The organism is Sporosarcina sp. 6E9 (genome assembly GCF_017921835.1).
Lineage (GTDB): Bacteria > Bacillota > Bacilli > Bacillales_A > Planococcaceae > Sporosarcina.
The window spans coordinates 143976-162843 of the sequence record NZ_JAGEMN010000005.1 but is presented as its reverse complement, the minus strand read 5'-3'; the positions used below and the strand labels follow the sequence as shown (position 1 = coordinate 162843).

At 38.1% G+C, this 18868-nt stretch carries 16 protein-coding genes; 10 read left to right on the top strand and 6 right to left on the bottom strand.

The window, feature by feature from the left end; translation table 11 throughout:
- Positions 1-499: 499 nt before the first annotated feature.
- The 6 genes from gyrA to dnaA all read right to left on the bottom strand — a co-directional run bounded on the left by gyrA (position 500) and on the right by dnaA (position 9183).
- Positions 500-3052, bottom strand: coding sequence for a DNA gyrase subunit A (gyrA, locus tag J4G36_RS16315; protein ID WP_210471452.1), 2553 nt, complete (start codon positions 3050-3052; stop codon positions 500-502).
- A 31-nt stretch (positions 3053-3083) separates the two neighbouring features.
- Positions 3084-5003, bottom strand: coding sequence for a DNA topoisomerase (ATP-hydrolyzing) subunit B (gene gyrB / locus J4G36_RS16310; protein ID WP_210471451.1), 1920 nt, complete (start codon positions 5001-5003; stop codon positions 3084-3086).
- An 80-nt stretch (positions 5004-5083) separates the two neighbouring features.
- Positions 5084-6202: a DNA replication/repair protein RecF gene (gene recF, locus J4G36_RS16305; RefSeq protein ID WP_210471450.1), complete on the bottom strand. Its 1119-nt coding sequence runs from the start codon at positions 6200-6202 to the stop codon at positions 5084-5086.
- Positions 6192-6431, bottom strand: coding sequence for a S4 domain-containing protein YaaA (gene yaaA / locus J4G36_RS16300; protein WP_210471449.1), 240 nt, complete (start codon positions 6429-6431; stop codon positions 6192-6194). Before yaaA ends, recF begins: the two co-directional genes overlap by 11 nt.
- Before the next feature lie 99 nt (positions 6432-6530).
- Positions 6531-7667, bottom strand: a complete 1137-nt coding sequence (gene dnaN / locus J4G36_RS16295; protein ID WP_210471448.1) for a DNA polymerase III subunit beta — start codon at positions 7665-7667, stop codon at positions 6531-6533.
- A gap of 166 nt (positions 7668-7833) precedes the next feature.
- A complete protein-coding gene (gene dnaA, locus J4G36_RS16290) occupies positions 7834-9183 on the bottom strand; it encodes a chromosomal replication initiator protein DnaA (protein WP_210471447.1) in 1350 nt (449 codons plus the stop codon).
- Positions 9184-9674: 491 nt separating this feature from the next.
- Between dnaA and rpmH the strand changes: the two genes are divergently transcribed.
- The 10 genes from rpmH (at position 9675) to J4G36_RS16240 (ending at position 18818) form a co-directional block, all read left to right on the top strand.
- A complete protein-coding gene (gene rpmH / locus J4G36_RS16285) occupies positions 9675-9812 on the top strand; it encodes a 50S ribosomal protein L34 (protein WP_172370265.1) in 138 nt (45 codons plus the stop codon).
- A 142-nt stretch (positions 9813-9954) separates the two neighbouring features.
- Entirely contained in the window at positions 9955-10305 is a 351-nt protein-coding gene (gene rnpA / locus J4G36_RS16280) for a ribonuclease P protein component (protein WP_210471469.1), read from the top strand.
- A 59-nt stretch (positions 10306-10364) separates the two neighbouring features.
- Positions 10365-11135, top strand: a complete 771-nt coding sequence (yidC, locus tag J4G36_RS16275; protein WP_210471446.1) for a membrane protein insertase YidC — start codon at positions 10365-10367, stop codon at positions 11133-11135.
- Positions 11132-11896: an RNA-binding cell elongation regulator Jag/EloR gene (gene jag, locus J4G36_RS16270; RefSeq protein WP_210471445.1), complete on the top strand. Its 765-nt coding sequence runs from the start codon at positions 11132-11134 to the stop codon at positions 11894-11896. The genes yidC and jag overlap by 4 nt, the downstream gene beginning before the upstream one ends.
- A gap of 185 nt (positions 11897-12081) precedes the next feature.
- Positions 12082-13467: a tRNA uridine-5-carboxymethylaminomethyl(34) synthesis GTPase MnmE gene (mnmE, locus tag J4G36_RS16265; RefSeq protein WP_210471468.1), complete on the top strand. Its 1386-nt coding sequence runs from the start codon at positions 12082-12084 to the stop codon at positions 13465-13467.
- Between the two features lie 23 nt (positions 13468-13490).
- Positions 13491-15383, top strand: coding sequence for a tRNA uridine-5-carboxymethylaminomethyl(34) synthesis enzyme MnmG (gene mnmG, locus J4G36_RS16260; protein WP_210471444.1), 1893 nt, complete (start codon positions 13491-13493; stop codon positions 15381-15383).
- 74 nt (positions 15384-15457) lie between these two features.
- Positions 15458-16174: a 16S rRNA (guanine(527)-N(7))-methyltransferase RsmG gene (rsmG, locus tag J4G36_RS16255; protein ID WP_210471443.1), complete on the top strand. Its 717-nt coding sequence runs from the start codon at positions 15458-15460 to the stop codon at positions 16172-16174.
- A 98-nt stretch (positions 16175-16272) separates the two neighbouring features.
- Positions 16273-17133 (top strand): nucleoid occlusion protein, encoded by an 861-nt coding sequence (noc, locus tag J4G36_RS16250; protein ID WP_210471442.1) that lies wholly within the window; start codon positions 16273-16275, stop codon positions 17131-17133.
- A gap of 73 nt (positions 17134-17206) precedes the next feature.
- The gene (locus J4G36_RS16245; protein ID WP_210471467.1) at positions 17207-17968 is read left to right on the top strand and encodes a ParA family protein; all 762 of its coding nucleotides are present in this window, start codon (positions 17207-17209) and stop codon (positions 17966-17968) included.
- Positions 17961-18818 carry a ParB/RepB/Spo0J family partition protein gene (locus tag J4G36_RS16240; protein ID WP_210471441.1) on the top strand — a complete coding sequence of 286 codons (858 nt, stop codon included), beginning with the start codon at positions 17961-17963 and terminating at the stop codon, positions 18816-18818. Before J4G36_RS16245 ends, J4G36_RS16240 begins: the two co-directional genes overlap by 8 nt.
- Positions 18819-18868: the final 50 nt, after the last annotated feature.

Here is an 18868-nt window from a genome sequence, read left to right as displayed (position 1 = left end):
TAGGCATGCCGCCAGCGTTCGTCCTGAGCCAGGATCAAACTCTCCATAATAGAGAAACTTGAATAGCTCGAGTTTCATTTTGCTGACTTTGAATCCGAAGATTCGTTTTGTTTCGATTTAACGAAACATTATATCTTGACGTTTTGCTGTTCAGTTTTCAAGGTTCATTATATAAGTATGAATTTCGCTTACATATTATCTTCTGCGTTACCATCTCTCGACAGCAACTCTTATATCATACCAAACTTGCTTGACTGTGTCAACAACTATTTATAATTTCTTTTTCGTCGTTTATGTGGTCTTTATATGGTCGGTTTGGCGACATTCATAACTATACCACCTTATTATTTTAATTACAATAGCAAAACAATAGAAAGTTAATTGAAATAACTTGTGGTCGATTTAATCATTAACTATTCTTAAGCTCTTTGTTGATTCCATAGAAGAAAAAATGCCAACGAGGCTAGGTTAGCCCGTTGGCAGAGTGTATTAAATCAACTTATTCTTCCCCGTCATTTGGATCTTCTTCTATTAAGGAGTCAGATTCATCTACTATAGAATCTTCTTCGTTAATCTGAGGTTCACCTATTGCGTTACTATCTTCTTCGATATTATCTTCTTCATCATCTTTTACAACTTTTGCAACAGTCGCAACGAGTTCATCTTCTCCAAGTCGAATTAAGCGAACCCCTTGCGTACTTCTTCCAATTACAGAAATATCGCTGATGTCCATTCGAATTAAGATGCCATGTATTGTAATAAGCATCAAGTCTTCTGATCCATCTACAGCTTTCATTGCAACAAGTGATCCGTTTCGTTCGGTTACATGAAGTGTTTTAAGTCCATAACCACCACGTGATTGAATACGATATTCTTCTTGTGGTGTACGTTTTCCAAACCCTTTTTCTGTTACGACCAGGATTTCTTTCCCTTCATCCACAACATCCATGCCAACTGCAATGTCACCTTTGCGTAAACGGATACCGCGAACACCGCCGGCTATACGACCCATTGATCGAATATCGGTTTCGTTGAATTTAATAAGCATGCCATCTCTTGTTCCGATGACAATTTCTTCCTCGCCACTCGTCATTTTAACGCCAATCAGTTCATCGTCATCGCGAAGTGTAAGTGCGATGAGTCCGTTCGATCTAATATTTGCAAATGCTGCAACAGGCGTCCTTTTAGCTATCCCATTTTGAGTAACAAAGAAGAAATACTTATCTTCTTCAAATTCGTCTACTGGAATCATTGCTGTTACTTTTTCTTCTTTATCTACACCAAGCAAGTTAATGATTGGAAGACCCTTCGCCGTACGGCTAAATTCTGGAACTTCATAGCCTTTTGTGCGGAAAACTCGTCCTTTGCTCGTAAAGAATAGAATTGTGTCGTGTGTTGACGTATTTAACAGATGTTCAACGAAATCATCATCATTTGTTCCCATTCCCTGAATTCCACGACCGCCTCGACGTTGACTACGGTATGTACTCGCAGGTAAACGTTTAATATAACCGTTATGGGTTAGTGTCAGTACAGAGTTCTCGACTGGAATAAGATCCTCATCCTCAATCATTTCCGCGCCACCTAGAGTAATTTCAGTTCGACGTTTATCGCCGTAACGTTCTTTTAACTCAAGTAATTCTTCGCGAATAATTTCTAACAACTTTACTTCGTCTGCAAGAATCGCTCGAAGTTCAGTAATTAGTACTTGAAGTGAATTATATTCATCTTCAATCTTATCTCGCTCTAAACCTGTCAAACGTTGTAGACGCATATCGAGTATCGCCTGAGCCTGGCGCTCAGATAAACTAAATTTATCAATTAAACCAGTCTTAGCTTCATCCGTATTCTTAGAACCACGAATGAGTGAGATGATTGCATCTATGTTATCTAGCGCAATACGCAAACCTTCTAAAATATGTGCGCGATCTTCTGCACGTTTTAAATCATATTGCGTACGTCTGCGAATAACGACTTTTTGATGTTCTAAGTAATGGTATAAGATTTCTTTTAATGCAAGTAGTTTCGGTTGACCGTCGACCAGTGCTAACATGTTAACACCGAAACTTGACTGTAACGCGGTTTGTTTATATAAATTATTTAATAATACATTGGCATTTGCATCACGACGAACCTCGATAACAATTCGCATTCCAGTACGATCTGATTCATCTCTTAAATCGGTAATACCGTCTATTTTTTTGTCTCGAACTAATTCGGCAATTTTCTCTATTAATCGTGCTTTGTTTACTTGAAAGGGTAATTCGTTAACGAGTATGGTTTCTCTACCATTTGCCTTTTGTTCAATCTCGACTTTTCCTCGAATAATCACTGATCCACGACCAGTTTCATAGGCTCGTCTAATTCCGCTACGGCCTAAAATAATACCACCTGTCGGAAAATCAGGACCAGGCATTATCTCCATTAATTCTTCAGTCGTGATTTCTGGGTTTTCCGATAGCGCCAATACTGCGTCTATTGATTCTCCGAGATGATGCGGTGGAATATTTGTTGCCATTCCAACAGCAATCCCGGAAGATCCATTGACGAGCAAATTAGGATAACGGCTCGGTAAAACGATAGGTTCTCTTTCCTGACCATCATAGTTATCTTGATAATCAATTGTATCTTTGTTGATATCTCTTAAAAGTTCCATTGCAATTCTGGACATTCTAGATTCTGTATAACGCATTGCGGCTGCAGAGTCACCATCGACAGAACCAAAGTTCCCATGTCCATCAACAAGCATATACCGATAGTTAAAGTCTTGTGCCATACGTACCATCGTATCGTAAACAGCGCTATCACCATGCGGGTGATACTTACCGATTACATCCCCGACAATACGTGCAGACTTTTTATGCGGTTTATCTGCAGTGTTCCCTAAATCCTGCATTGCGTATAAAATACGGCGGTGAACCGGTTTTAGTCCATCTCTTACGTCTGGAAGTGCACGAGAAACGATAACACTCATTGCATAATCGAGGAATGAAGTTTTCATTTCCGTACTAATGTTAATCCCTTGGACACCACGATTCGGCATATCTGCCATGTTGGTAAACTCCTTTCAATACCTTCTGTTATTACGTGTCTATATTTTGCACATATTGAGCGTTTGCTTCGATAAATTTTCGACGCGGTTCGACATCATCGCCCATTAATTGCTGGAATGTCTCGTCAGCGGTAATCGTATCTTCTAGTTCTACTTGTAACAATGTTCTTTGATCTGGATCCATTGTTGTATCCCATAATTGTTCCGCATCCATTTCACCTAACCCTTTATAGCGGGTAATGACAGGTTTAGGAGTCTGCGGAAGACCTTCTAATATTTCGTTTAACTGCTCTTCTGTATAACAATATTGCTCAGACCTGCCTTGCTTCACTCTGTAAAGCGGTGGCTGGGCAATATAAATATATCCTGCTTCTACTAACGGACGCATAAATCTGAAAAAGAACGTTAGTAATAGTGTTCGAATATGAGCACCGTCAACGTCGGCATCCGTCATAATAACAACTTTATGATAACGCGCCTTTTCGAGCGCAAACTCTTCACCGATTCCCGTACCTAGTGCAGTAATCATCATACGGATCTCAGCGTTCCCCAAAATTCGATCTAACCGTGCTTTTTCAACGTTAAGAATCTTTCCTCGGAGTGGCAGAATTGCTTGGAAGTGTCGATCACGACCATTTTTAGCAGAACCGCCGGCTGAATCACCCTCAACAATATATAATTCACTTATTGCTGGATCCCGAGAAGAACAGTCGGATAGTTTACCCGGTAAACTTGAAACTTCCAATGCAGATTTTCTACGTGTAAATTCACGCGCATTTTTTGCAGCTAATCGTGCTTGTGCTGCAATTAAACTTTTATCAATAATTTTATGGGCAGTCGATGGATTTTCAAGTAAAAATCTTTGCAGTCCTTCTGAAAACAATGAGTTTGTAATGGTACTTACTTCAGAGTTACCCAGTTTAGTTTTCGTTTGGCCTTCAAATTGCGGATCTGGATGTTTTATCGAAATAATCGCTGTTAGACCTTCTCGAACGTCATCTCCCGATAAGTTCGGGTCGGCTTCTTTAAGTGCACCATTTTTACGCGCATAGTCATTTACAACACGTGTTAATGCGGTCTTGAAACCTGACTCGTGCGTTCCGCCTTCGTACGTATTAATGTTATTCGCGAATGAATGGATATTTTCTGAAAAACCGCTATTGTATTGCATCGCAATTTCAACAGCTATATCATCCCGTTCACCTTCAATAAAAATAGGTTCTTCATGAATCGGTTCTTTTTTCTTATTTAAATGCTCTACGTAAGATTTAATACCGCCCTCATAGTGGTATGAGTTAGTTCTTTCTTCGTCATCACGTTCATCGAAAATAGAAACACGAAGACCGCGGTTTAAATAAGCTAGCTCACGTAAACGATTTGCAAGAATATCATATTCAAATGTCGTTGATTCTTTAAAAATTTCAGGGTCGGCCTTGAATCGCACACTTGTACCGTTTTCTTCAGAGGTACCTATTTCTTTCAATTCAACTACAGGTACACCTTTTTCGAACTTAATATAATACCTTTTCCCGTTTCGGTTAACGTAAACTTCAGTAGTTTCGGATAATGCGTTAACTACAGCAGCACCAACACCGTGTAATCCACCTGAAACTTTATACCCACCACCGCCAAATTTACCTCCGGCATGAAGAACTGTAAAAATTACTTCAACAGCAGGTCTTCCTGTAGATTCTTGAATCCCGACCGGAATCCCACGACCATTATCATCGACGCGAATCCAATTATCTTTCTCCATTACTACTTCAATGTGATCACAATGACCAGCCAGCGCTTCATCAATACTATTATCAACTATCTCCCATACAAGATGGTGAAGGCCTCTTGAACTTGTTGTCCCAATATACATGCCGGGACGTTTTCGTACAGCTTCTAATCCTTCTAGTACTTGAATCTGGGCTTCATCATAGGCCTGTAAATTCTTTTCTTCCATTGCCAAGCTTGTTCACCTTTCCTTTCTGAACGTATACCACCTAGCATGATACGTGCGTGCATATGCACAAAACCTAACTTTTACTCTTTGTTAACTACTGATCCTGCATTTACTTCAAAAATATTGGCTTGGCGAATTGTTTCATGATCAATCCCAGCTATATTCGTCGTTGTAACAAAGGTTTGAACTTCTCCTTGAATCGTGTTTAATAAATGAGATTGTCGATAATCATCTAGCTCAGATAACACATCATCCAAAAGTAATACGGGTGATTCCCCGACTTCTTGCTTCACAAGTTCAATTTCAGCGAGTTTCAAAGACAAAGCTGTTGTTCGTTGTTGACCTTGCGAACCGAAAGTTTGGATATCATATCCGTTGACGAAAAAATGCAGGTCATCACGATGAGGACCGATGAGTGTTAAACCTCTATCCAATTCGCGTTGCCGCATTTCAAGTAGTCTTTGTTCAAGCACGGATTCCATTTCTTCTTGAGTCTGCCCCGATTCAATGCCTTTTAGTGTTCCATATGATACTTTAAGTGATTCCATTCCGCGGGAAATACCTTGGTGAATCGGTTCCGCCCATTTTTGAAGAAGTTCCATGAAATAAAATCTTTTACGAATAATTTGTACAGCCACTTGAATATACTGCTCTGTATATACATCAAACATGACATCATTAAAATTAGATTTACCGCGATTATCTCTCAATATCGCGTTTCGTTGCCTTAATATTTTTTGGAACGTTAAAAGATCATGAAGATATACCGGAGATATTTGGCCAATCTCCATGTCAAGGAATCGTCTTCTTACGGACGGGCTTCCTTTCACGAGATTTAAATCCTCAGGTGCGAACATCACAACATTTAATTGCCCGATATAAAGGCTTAAACGATTTTGCTCGAGATGGTTGACTCGCGCTTTCTTTCCTTTTTTAGAAATAATAAGTTCTAGCGGAAGTCTCCCATATTTACGCTGGACGCTACCTTCTATTTTACCATATTCTTCGTCCCAACGTATTAAATCACGATCATTTGATGTCCTGTGCGATTTTGCCATTGAAAGTACATAGATTGCTTCCATGATATTCGTCTTTCCTTGTGCGTTTTCGCCGATTAATACGTTGATTTGCGGGGAAAAAGATAAATCAAGGGTTTTATAGTTTCGGTAATTAGTTAAAGCAAGTTGCTCAATAAACATCCGATGAGCCATTTGTCTCTTCAATAATTTTAAAAGTGCCGACCTCGGGCAGTTTTATAACATCATCATTGCGTAGTTTTTTTCCACGACGCTGCTCCTCTTCACCGTTCACATAAACAATATGTTCATCGAGATACCATTTAGCCATGCCACCGGAACTAATAGCGTTCGTCATCTTGAGTAGCTGGCCAAGCGTTATGAATTCTGTATTTATTTTTAAATCATTCAATTCGCGTTCAACCTTTCATAATTTAATGGTTCTTTCTATTTTACAAGAAGTTCGGCAATAAGTAAAAAAGGATAGTCTTTTATCGACTATCCTTTTTTATTAATATGTTCGAACCGGAAGAATCAGTTGAAGAATTGAGTCATCGTTCACTGATTTTAAAATGAATGGTCGCATTGCGCCGGTAAATTGTATTTCTACATCTTGCCCGTCAATTGCACGTAAAGCATCCATCATGTATTTAGCACTAAATGAAATTTTTAGTTCTTCACCTGTTACGTTAATGGCTTCAACCATTTCTTCAACATTTCCTACTTCAGGTGAATTTGAAGAAACTTCAATGACTTTGCCTTCATCTGTTGAAAAACGAACGATATTATTACGTTCTTCCCTTGCTAGTAATGATGCACGATCAATCGCTTGTAGTAAAGAACGACCGTTAACTATCACCGATGTTTTATTTTCATTTGGGATTAATCTAGATGTATCGGGATAATTTCCTTCAAGTAATCGGGAATAAAACAATACGTTAGCCGTTTTAAATAGTATTTGTTGTTCAGTGATTAGAATTTCAATCGGATCATTATTATCAGGCAATATTTTATTTAATTCCTGAAGGCTTTTACCTGGAATAACAATGCTTAATGGATCTGTCGGCATTTCTTCTGGAGAAGTAAGCCTTCTTGCAAGTCTGTGACTGTCTGTAGCTACGCAAGAAAGTTTTCCGTTTTCAGCTACCCATTGTACGCCTGTTAAAATTGGCCGCGTTTCTTGTTGAGATACGGCGAATACCGTTTCACGAATAATTGATTTCATGAGATCGGCAGGAAGTGAAAAACTATGTTCGTCCTTTACATCCGGAAGAACAGGGTAATCATCAGGATTTGAACCGATTAATTTAAATTCAGATTTACCTGAGCGAATTAATGTTTGGAAACCATCTTTAATTTCGATTTTCACTTCATTGGTCGGTAGTTTACGAACAATTTCACTAAAGACTCTTGCTTGTAAAACGATGTTACCAGTTTCGATTACTTTAATTAATGATTCTCCGTCACGTTCCGCTGGAATGAATGTACAGATTGTAATGTCAGAATCACTACCTGTCATCGTCATTCCTTTTTCATTCACTTCGATTTTTATACCTGTCAAAATTGGAATGGCTACTTTTTGACTGATTGCTTTCATTACATCATTTAAGCCATCGAGAAGTTCATCTCTTTTAATTTCAAATTTCATGTCATACCCCTCGCCTATATATTTATATTAGTTATTAAAAATAGTAGTAATAGTAATAGGGCCTGTGGATACGTGGATAAGTCCTATTTCATTACTAGTCTCACGTTTTCCACATGTTCATAACTAGTTTATAAGTATGCACTAGTTATTCTAGGTTACTAACAGTCTAACCGCGCCCAAGTAGTTTCTTTATATCTTGAATATCTTGTTGTAGTAATTGATCATCTTTTAGCATTGATCGAATTTTGTCATGCGCGTGTATAACAGTTGAGTGATCTCGTCCACCAAACTCAGAACCAATCTTCGGTAAAGAAAAATCAGTAAGCTCTCGTGATAAATACATAGCGATTTGACGCGGAAATGCAACAGCACGCGTACGTTTCTTCGCAGAAAAGTCTTCTAAACGCATGTTAAAGTGACTACCAACTGTTTTTTGGATATCTAAGATTGTCACAGTACGCGGCGTGTCATTTGGAATAATATCTTTTAAAGCATCTGCTGCCAAATCCATTGTTATGTCGCTATTAACCAATGAGGAATAAGCGACGACTCGAATAAGAGCGCCTTCTAATTCACGTATATTCGTGTCGATTTGATTTGCGATATACATCATGACTTCGTTTGGAATATCCAGTAGACCATCTGCTTTAGCTTTTTTCCGTAAAATCGCAATCCTCGTTTCCAAATCTGGCGGCGTTATATCTGTGATAAGCCCCCATTCAAAGCGGGATCTGAGGCGATCTTCTAAAGTTGGAATCTCTTTTGGCGGCCGATCACTGGATATGACGATTTGCTTGAATTCTTCATGCAACGTATTGAATGTATGGAAGAATTCTTCTTGTGTTTGTTCTTTTCCAGCAAGGAACTGAATATCATCAATTAATAGGACATCTACATTCCGGTACTTATTTCGGAATTCAACGGCTTTATTGTCACGAATTGAATTAATAAATTCATTGGTGAACTTTTCAGATGTTAAATAAACGACCTTTGCATCTGGTTTTTGATCAATTACATAATGACCAATCGCATGCATCAAGTGCGTTTTTCCTAAACCAACGCCTCCATATATGAAGAGAGGGTTATAAGCCTTGGCTGGTGCCTCTGCAACAGCTAGCGAAGCAGCATGCGCGAAACGGTTACCCGAGCCAATAACGAATGTGTCAAACGTGTATTTGGAATTCAACATGCCAGCCCTTGAATTTGAATTCACCGTTTCGACAGTTTTTTCAATCGGTTTCGGTAACATAAAGTCATTTTCTTGCATGTCTTTAGGCACGATAAATCGAATTAACCGATCCTCCCCAGTTAATTCGGATAAAATGCCAGTTATTAAATGGACATAATGATTTTCAAGCCAATCTTTAGAGAACGTATTTGGAGCGGCGATTGTAACAACCTCTTCTTCATAAGAGATTAATTTCGTCGATTTGAGCCACGTTTCAAAACTAGGCCTTGAAATTCTTTCTTCTATTTGCGACAACACTTTTGTCCATAATTCTTCTAAGTGCTTCAACTAGTTACCTCCTTTACTATGTAATCTACATATGCGGAAATATGTATTATACACATAATTCACTCGTGTGGATAACAATTATGCAAAAGTGGGGAAAAAATTATCCACAACGTATCAACAATTGTGGATAACAAATTTGGTTTTTAGATTGTGCACAATTAAATCTTTCTCATTGTAACAGGCAACGTCGATTATTACAAGGAGTCTAAGGCCTTATCCACAATCTAATTCGTTGTTGATAAAACCCTTATCCACAGGCGTTTATATGTGAAAATCTTGTCGATAACTGTCGACAGAGAAAAAAATAATTAAATTTGTATGCACAAGGATTTTCAGATTTTTGATTTCGGTATGTGGATAACTAATCTTGGAAAGAATAAATGTGGAGAGTACTTTGTTAAAATAAATGATTGACATCTTATAAGAATTTCATTATACTTATTAGGACTGTCACGCGGTTTCAATGACAATCAAGCAGGAGGTGTCTTAATATGACAAAACGTACATTCCAACCAAATACAAGAAAACGTAGTAAAGTTCACGGCTTCCGTGCAAGAATGAGCACGAAAAGCGGGCGCAGAATTATCGCAGCTCGTAGGCTCAAAGGAAGAAAAAAACTTTCAGCATAAGGCCACTGACATCCAGTGGTCTTTTTTTTGTAGAACTTGTTGTTTCGAAAAGGTTGATCTGGAACATGATATTATGAAGCCAGACAGCCTTTTCGAAATTTTATATAAAACCAATACTAGTAACGGAGCAGGTGTAAGTTTAATGAATAAGCGCCAGCGAATTAAAAAAGATAAAGAATTTCAATTTGTTTTTAAAAGAGGAAAATCATTTGCGAATCGACAATTTGTCGTTTATTGTTACCGAAAAGAGGGACAAGCCGAATTTCGTATTGGACTCTCTGTTAGCAAAAAAATTGGCAATGCGGTGACAAGAAATCGCATAAAACGCTATATTAGACAATCTTTTTTGGAAATGAAAGATGAAATTCAAAATGATATGGATTACATTATTATTGCAAGGCATCAAGCGGCATCAAAGGACTTTCATGAAACGAAGAAAAGTTTGCAGCATGTTTTGCGTATTGCACGTGTGATAAAAAAAAATGGTAAGTAGAAACATACATATGAAAATGATAAACTTAATGTAAGAAGATACGATTTGGGGGAGCCGATTTGAACAAAAGAATAGGATTAGTCCTAATGTTGACGATGCTGACATTATTTTTGGCTGGATGTACTGAATTTAGTGAACCAATTTATGAAAACAGTGATGGGTTTTGGAATAAATACATTGTTTGGCCGTTAGTTTCTCTAATTACACTATTTAAAGACCTATTGGGTACTTACGGTTATGGAATTGTCGCGGTAACAATCATTATTCGACTTGTCTTACTACCATTAATGATTAAACAAACACAAAGCTCGAAAAAAATGCAAGAGTTGCAACCTGAACTAAATGCTTTAAAAGAAAAATACAAATCAAAAGATGCAGTGACGCAAGAAAAGTATCGTACTGAAATGCAACAATTAATGTCGGAACGAAAAATCAATCCAGCAGCAGGTTGTTTACCGATATTTGTTCAAATGCCGATTCTGATTGGTTTCTATCATGCAATTAGCCGTATGAATAATACGCCGGAAATTGAACTTGGATCGATTCTTTGGTTCGAACTAGCCGTGCCGAGTATTACACTTGCAGTTATTGCAGGAATCATGCAATTCATTGTTCTCCGTACTGGTCCTGCAATGGGCAATCCGCAGATGAAAATGATGATGTATATTATGCCTTTATTTATTATCGGAATCGGTACTGTATTACCAGCAGCACTATCACTTTATTGGGTAATCGGTAATATTATTTCTGTCATTCAAAACTATTTCATTTATAAACCAGCGAAAAAAGATGAAGTGATACCTGCAAAAGTAGGAGGGAAAAGAAAATGACAATGATGACGCAAAGGGGAGCCACTGTTGAAGAGGCGATCAAAGCGGCATTACAAACACTCGATGTCTCCCGTGATAAAGTAAAAGTTGAAGTACTTGATCAAGGAAGAAAAGGTTTTTTTGGTATCGGATCAAAAGAAGCAGAAGTGAAAATTACTGTCATTGACAAAGTTATTCCTATTCACACGAATGAAAAAGAGACGCCCGAAACGAAAAGTATAGCGCTTGACGACGAATCTATTGAATCAATAGAAGATGTTGTAAAAGAAGGTAGAAATTTATCAAATGATGTAGATGTAGATTCAGATGAAGATGCAATAAAGGAAACTAAGCAGTATTTATCCAGTGTAGCAGAAGAAATGAAAATCGATGATCTTGATATTTCTTATGAAATAGATGGGAAGTATGTTAATTTTCAATTGGAAAGTGAAAAAGCTGCTTTATTAATTGGTAAACGTGGTCAAACATTGAATGCGTTGCAACAGTTAGGTCAACTGGTGGCAAATAAAAATTCAAGTCAATTTAAAGTTGTTCGAATCGACGTTGGCGATTATCGCGGACGACGTGAACAATCATTGGAACAATTAGCGGAAAGAATGGCAGACCGAGCAGTTCGAACAGGACGAAAAGTTCAACTTGAACCGATGCCGGCTTATGAAAGAAAAGTCATTCATCATTCTTTGTCGAGCCGATTGGATATTGAAACTTATTCAGAAGGATCTGATCCATACCGCTATCTAGTCATTGAACCAATTCGATAATAGTAAAAAACCGTAAAGCAGTTCAACGCTTTACGGTTTTTTTATGTTCAAAAATTTGATTTATCCACAAAAATGCGATGTAGGACTATGACGTTCGACGTATTTATGTTATTATACTATGTTAGGAAGTCATGTCCGGAATCACTTTATCCACATGTGAGTAACTAACCAGGAAGGTGAGAACTTTGCATTTTGATACGATAGCTGCAATTTCAACTCCGATGGGAGAAGGAGCAATTGCCATTGTTAGATTGAGCGGAGACGAAGCAGTACAAATAGCTGATCGTGTATTTCAATCCCCAAGCGGAAAAAAGTTAATAGAAGAACCATCACATACAATTCATTACGGACATTTAGTCGATCCAGTTTCAGGTGAAACTGTAGAAGAAGTAATGGTCTCTTTGATGAAAGCACCAAAAACTTTCACTAGGGAAGACGTTGTTGAAGTGAACTGTCATGGTGGGATTGTGGCGGTGAATCGAGTATTAACGCTCATTTTAAATGAAGGGGCTCGTCTTGCAGAACCTGGTGAATTTACAAAGCGTGCATTTCTAAACGGTCGTATTGACTTGTCGCAATCTGAGGCCGTCATGGATTTAATCCGTGCGAAGACCGATCGCGCGATGAATGTCGCATTGGGTCAAATGGAAGGAAAACTTTCAAAACTCATTGGCGAACTTAGAAATGCCCTCGTTGAAACACTTGCTCAAGTTGAGGTAACAATTGATTACCCTGAATATGATGACGTTGAAGAAATGACAATACCTCATATGTTGGAAAAATGTACATGGGTTAAAGAAGAAATCAACAAATTACTTCTGACTTCTTCTCAGGGAAAAATATTAAGGGAAGGCTTATCTACGGTAATTATCGGTAGACCGAACGTAGGGAAATCTTCGCTTTTAAATAGCTTGGTGCAAGAAAACAAAGCGATTGTTACCGACATAGCAGGGACAACGCGTGATATAATTGAGGAATATGTGAATGTGCGGGGTGTCCCATTGCGTTTGGTTGACACTGCGGGTATTCGCGATACGGAAGATATTGTCGAGCGGATCGGTGTAGAACGGTCAAGACAAGTCTTAAAAGAAGCTGATTTAATTCTTCTGGTGATAAATAGCGCTGAAGAGTTATCGGTGGAAGATGAACGACTTTTTGAAGCAGTATCTGGAATGGATACAATAGTTGTGAGTAATAAAACGGATCTTCCTCAAAAAGTCGATTTGAAAAAGGTAGAAAGCCTCGTTGAAGAGGGCAAAATCGTTACAACATCCCTTCTTAAAGATGAAGGAATTGACGAACTAGAAGAAGCGATTGCAACGCTCTTTTTTGAAGGGAACCTTGAATCAGAGGATTTGACATATGTCTCAAACGCAAGACATATTGCATTGCTGCAAAAAGCACATAAAACGATTGAAGATGCACTTGGAGCTGCTGAAGCAGGCGTTCCAGTCGATATGATTCAAATCGATGTTACACGTACGTGGGAAATTCTCGGAGAAATTGTTGGGGATACTGTACAAGAAGGTTTAATAAATGAATTATTTTCTCGTTTTTGCCTTGGAAAATAACTTATAGAAGGAAGGAAAAGAACATGCCAAACAAATTTGAAGCCGGCACGTTCGATTGTATTGTCATCGGAGCCGGTCATGCTGGCGTAGAAGCAGCATTAGCATCAGCTCGTATGGGCGCATCAACGCTCGTATTAACGTTAAATATAGATATGGTAGCTTTTATGCCGTGTAATCCATCCATTGGAGGACCCGCTAAAGGAATTGTTGTGCGAGAAATCGATGCACTTGGCGGCGCAATGGGTAAAGTCATCGACAAAACACATATTCAAATGAGAATGTTAAACACCGGTAAAGGCCCAGCAGTTCGTGCGCTTCGTGCACAACTAGATAAAGTGCTTTACCAACAAGAAATGAAACGTATTATGGAAGAAGAGGAAAACTTAATTTTACGTCAAGCTTCAGTAGATGAGTTAATCATAGAAGACGACGAAGTAAAAGGTGTTATTACACAAGTCGGCGCAATTTACCGCGCTAAAACTGTTATTATCACGACGGGTACTTTTTTACGCGGTGAAATTGTGATCGGAGATATAAGGTATTCAAGCGGTCCGAATAATCAAATGCCATCCATTAAACTTGCAGACAATCTTCGCGAATTAGGTTTTGATATGGTTCGTTTCAAAACAGGAACTCCGCCACGTGTTAATAGCCGCACGATTGATTATAGTAAAACTGAAATTCAACCGGGCGATGAAGAACCTCGTGCATTTAGTTTTGAAACGACAGAGTATATTTTAGATCAATTACCTTGTTGGCTCACGCATACATCACCACTGACACATGAAATCATAAATGAAAATCTTCATTTGTCGCCTATGTATTCTGGAGAGAAGATTGGTCCCGGACCACGTTATTGTCCATCAATCGAAGATAAAATTGTCCGATTTAACGATAAATCTCGTCATCAAATCTTCCTTGAACCTGAAGGTCGAAATACAGAAGAAGTCTACGTTCAAGGCTTATCGACGAGTTTGCCTGAACATATTCAAAAAAGACTCATCGAAAGTGTTCCAGGACTGGAAAAAGCTGAAATGATGCGTGCGGGCTATGCGATTGAATATGATTCAATTGTGCCTACACAACTCAAGCCGACACTGGAAACTAAGAAAATCCGTAATTTATACACGGCTGGACAACTAAATGGAACATCCGGTTATGAAGAAGCGGCAGGTCAGGGGATAATGGCTGGTATTAACGCAGCCGCTCGAGCACTCGGAAAAGATGAACTTATCCTTGGTCGTTCCGATGGCTATATTGGCGTTCTCATTGACGATTTAGTAACGAAAGGTACGAATGAGCCTTATCGACTTCTAACATCACGTGCAGAATATCGTTTGCTTCTCCGTCATGACAATGCGGATCTTCGTCTTACTGAAATCGGCTATAAGCTTGGACTTGTTAGTGACGAACGTTATGCAAAATATACGTTAAAACAAGAACAAATTAGAGGAGAAGTTGATCGACTTCGAAAAGTTACTGTAAAACCTGCAGCACATGTAGATGAAGTTATGCAAGAAACAACAAGTTCTGAGTTAAAAGAACCGATGAAAGCTGCTAATCTATTAAAACGTCCAGAAATTAGTTATGAGCAAATTTCAAGAATCGTTCCACCGGAAGAGAAATTATCGAGCGAAGTTGCTGAACAAGTAGAAATCTTTATTAAATATGAAGGTTATATTGAGAAATCCATGCAACAAGTTGAAAGAATGAACAAAATGGAAGATAAAAAAATTCCTGAAAACATCGATTATGATGCAATTTCCGGTATTGCATCAGAAGCGAAAGGTATGTTGAATAAAGTTAGACCACTTTCAATAGCTCAAGCATCACGTATGCCGGGCGTAAACCCAGCGGATATATCAATTTTACTTGTCTATATTGAACAAGGTAGAATTGCAAAAGTATCCGGTTAAAGGGTGCGTTGAGCCTGCTGGTGCGGAGATATATGTTATCCGCGCCAGCTTTTTGTACATAAGGAGGAATGTATGTGAATAAAGATCAATTTCTAGTCGCTTTACAAGAACATGGTATTGAATTATCCGAAAAGCAGCAGCGTCAATTTGATATCTATTTCAATCAACTTGTTGAATGGAATGAAAAAATGAATCTTACGGCGATTACTGATGAGCCTGATGTTTATTTGAAACACTTTTACGACTCTATATCAGCCGCGTTTTATATAGATTTCGATAAAAAAACTACACTTTGCGATGTCGGTGCTGGTGCGGGATTTCCGAGTATTCCCATCAAAATCTGTTATCCTGAGCTAGAATTGACAATCGTGGACTCATTAAATAAACGTATTGGTTTTTTGGAACATTTAGCAAAAGAACTTGAACTCGAAAATGTGAACTTTGTCCATTCTAGAGCAGAAGACTTCGGACAAAATAAACAATACCGTGAGAAATTTGACATTGTTACTGCTAGGGCGGTGGCAAGATTATCCGTGTTATCGGAATTATGTGTTCCACTCGTTAAAAAAGGCGGTCAATTCATTGCGATGAAAGGTGCAGCAGCGAAAGATGAATTAATAGATGCTGAAAAACCACTTGCTGTTCTCGGCGCAAAGATTAAGGAAAAACATTCATTTTTATTGCCGATCGAAGAAAGTGAACGTAATATATTTGTATTTACTAAGGTGAAAAACACTCCAGGAAAATATCCTCGTAAACCTGGTATTCCAAATAAAGCACCAATTCAATAAAATGTTTCACGTGGAACGTTTTATTGATAGAAGGTTTATTAATAGATTTGTCGAATTAGTAATATAGTACGGGGAAGTTTGAAAAGGTGGTGCAATGAATGAAAAGTCCTTTTTCACGTTTTTTTGGTGGAGAAAAAGAAACTGAAGCTGATATTGAACCAAGTGGGGAACGTCAAGAACAGATAGAAAAAATTGCAATTGACGCGATAAAACCTAACAAATATCAGCCTAGATCTGTATTTTCTGAAGAGAAAATTGAGGAACTTGCAAGAACAATTCATACACATGGCGTCATTCAACCAATTGTTATTCGTTCTGTCGGTAATGGTGAGTATGAAATTATTGCAGGTGAACGAAGATATCGAGCGATGAAATTTTTAGAATGGACAGAAGTTCCGGCCATTGTCCGGGACTTAGATGATAGGGAAACTGCCTCCATTGCTTTAATAGAAAACTTGCAACGGGAGGAATTAACACCGATAGAAGAGGCCTATGCCTACGAACAATTATTGGGGTTACACTCATTGACGCAAGAAGCTTTAGCGCAAAGGTTGGGCAAAGGGCAATCCACAATTGCAAATAAGTTACGACTACTAAAATTGCCTGAAGAAGTTAAAGCGGCAATTATGAGCAAAAAACTATCTGAACGACATGCACGTGCTTTGATGCCATTAAAAGATCCTGAACTTCAAATAGCCTTGCATGAAGAAGCCATTGCGAACCAATTAAACGTGAAGCAATTGGAAGAAAGAGTTTATAAAGTTTTACATCCAAAAAAAGAAGATCCAAAGAATAAAACACCAAAGAGAAAATCAGTAAGCCGCGATGTTAGAATAGCACTTAATACCATTAAACAATCTCTAAGTCTTGTATCCAAAAGTGGAATCGATGTAGAAACAGAGGAAGAAGATTCAGAGGATTTTTACACGATTACAGTTAAAATACCTAAGAAAAAATAAAATACTCTTGCTAAGTCATGGCAGGAGTATTTTTATGACTTATTTAATTTCATCTAGGAAAGCAGGTGCAAGCGTGGGAAGAATTATAGCGATCGCCAACCAAAAGGGGGGCGTCGGGAAAACGACAACATCTGTAAATCTAAGTGCTTGCCTTGCCCATATAGGCAAAAAGGTCTTACTAATTGATACAGATCCACAAGGTAATGCGACAAGTGGGGTAGGTATCAATAAAGGAGACGTCCAAAACTGCATTTATGATATTTTGATTGATGATGTTGATATGAATGACGTTATTTTACAAACGAAAGTAGATAACTTAGATATTATCCCGGCTACAATTTCATTAGCAGGGGCAGAGATTGAACTGGTTTCAACAATTTCAAGAGAAGTTCGAATGAAACATGCCATTCATGAGGCTAAGGATATCTATGATTATATCATTATAGATTGTCCACCTTCGCTCGGTTTATTGACAATCAACGCGTTAACGGCATCAGATGCAATAATAATACCGGTGCAGTGTGAATATTATGCACTTGAAGGATTAAGTCAATTATTAAGTACAATTCGTCTTGTTCAAAAACATCTGAATGAAGAATTATCAATCGACGGCGTTTTACTGACAATGTTTGATGCGAGAACAAATTTAGGGATTCAAGTAATTGATGAAGTTAAAAAGTATTTTCAAGACAAAGTATACAGAACAATTATTCCGAGAAACGTAAGACTGAGCGAGGCACCGAGTCACGGAGAACCAATCATTGTTTATGATTCAAGATCACGTGGTGCAGAAGTGTATTTAGAGCTTGCAAAGGAAGTGGTGCACAATGGCTAGAGGTCTTGGGAAAGGAATTAATGCATTATTTCCAGGCGAATCATTATTGAAAGCAGATAAAGCAGGTAAAGCAGAAACTGTTGAAAAAGTACATGTGAAAAGTATAAAGCCGAATCCATACCAACCACGGAAAGTGTTTGATGAGGTTGCGATCAAAGAATTAAGTGACTCGATTAAAGAACATGGAATTCTTCAACCTATCATTGTAAGGAAAACTGGAATGACATATGAAATTGTAGTTGGCGAGAGAAGATTTCGAGCAGCCAAACTCGCAGGATTGGACGAAATACCGGCTGTCGTTCGTGAATTAACGGATGAAGAGACAATGGAATTGGCGATACTTGAGAACCTTCAAAGGGAAGATTTGACGCCAATTGAAGAAGCAGAAGCGTATCACAATCTTATGGAAAACTTAAAACTCACGCAAGAGCAATTAGCATTTCGACTTGGGAAAAGTAGATCACATATCGCAAACCATGTTCGTCTACTATCTCTTCCAAAGAAAATTAGAGATACAATTACTGAAGGTAAATTGTCAATGGGACATGGACGAACATTACTCGGTCTAAGAACAAAAGAGCAAATGCATGTAGTTGCGGAAAGAGTGCTTAAAGAAGGATTAAACGTACGACAGCTAGAAAGACTTGTACAAAAAATAAACGAAAATGTTCCACGTGAAACAAAAAAGAAGGAAACTGAAGATTTGTTTTTAATGGAACGTGAATCAACGTTAAGAGATTATTTTGGGACGAATGTAGTCATTAAAAAGAACAAAAATAAAGGTAAAATTGAAATTGAATTCTTCTCGGAAGATGATTTAGAAAGAATACTAGATTTATTGAATGAGTAATATAGTACCTATTTTGCAGCTATGCAGAATAGGTATCTTTTTAATTTATT

Bases quoted from the DNA above. Each gene is read 5' to 3' on its own strand.
- gyrA (WP_210471452.1), bottom strand. From the start codon at position 3,052: ATGGCAGATATGCCGAATCGTGGTGTCCAAGGGATTAACATTAGTACG.
- gyrB (WP_210471451.1), bottom strand. From the start codon at position 5,003: ATGGAAGAAAAGAATTTACAGGCCTATGATGAAGCCCAGATTCAAGTA.
- recF (WP_210471450.1), bottom strand. From the start codon at position 6,202: ATGTTTATTGAGCAACTTGCTTTAACTAATTACCGAAACTATAAAACC.
- dnaN (WP_210471448.1), bottom strand. From the start codon at position 7,667: ATGAAATTTGAAATTAAAAGAGATGAACTTCTCGATGGCTTAAATGAT.
- rpmH (WP_172370265.1), top strand. From the start codon at position 9,675: ATGACAAAACGTACATTCCAACCAAATACAAGAAAACGTAGTAAAGTT.
- rnpA (WP_210471469.1), top strand. From the start codon at position 9,955: ATGAATAAGCGCCAGCGAATTAAAAAAGATAAAGAATTTCAATTTGTT.
- jag (WP_210471445.1), top strand. From the start codon at position 11,132: ATGACAATGATGACGCAAAGGGGAGCCACTGTTGAAGAGGCGATCAAA.
- mnmG (WP_210471444.1), top strand. From the start codon at position 13,491: ATGCCAAACAAATTTGAAGCCGGCACGTTCGATTGTATTGTCATCGGA.
- noc (WP_210471442.1), top strand. From the start codon at position 16,273: ATGAAAAGTCCTTTTTCACGTTTTTTTGGTGGAGAAAAAGAAACTGAA.
- J4G36_RS16240 (WP_210471441.1), top strand. From the start codon at position 17,961: ATGGCTAGAGGTCTTGGGAAAGGAATTAATGCATTATTTCCAGGCGAA.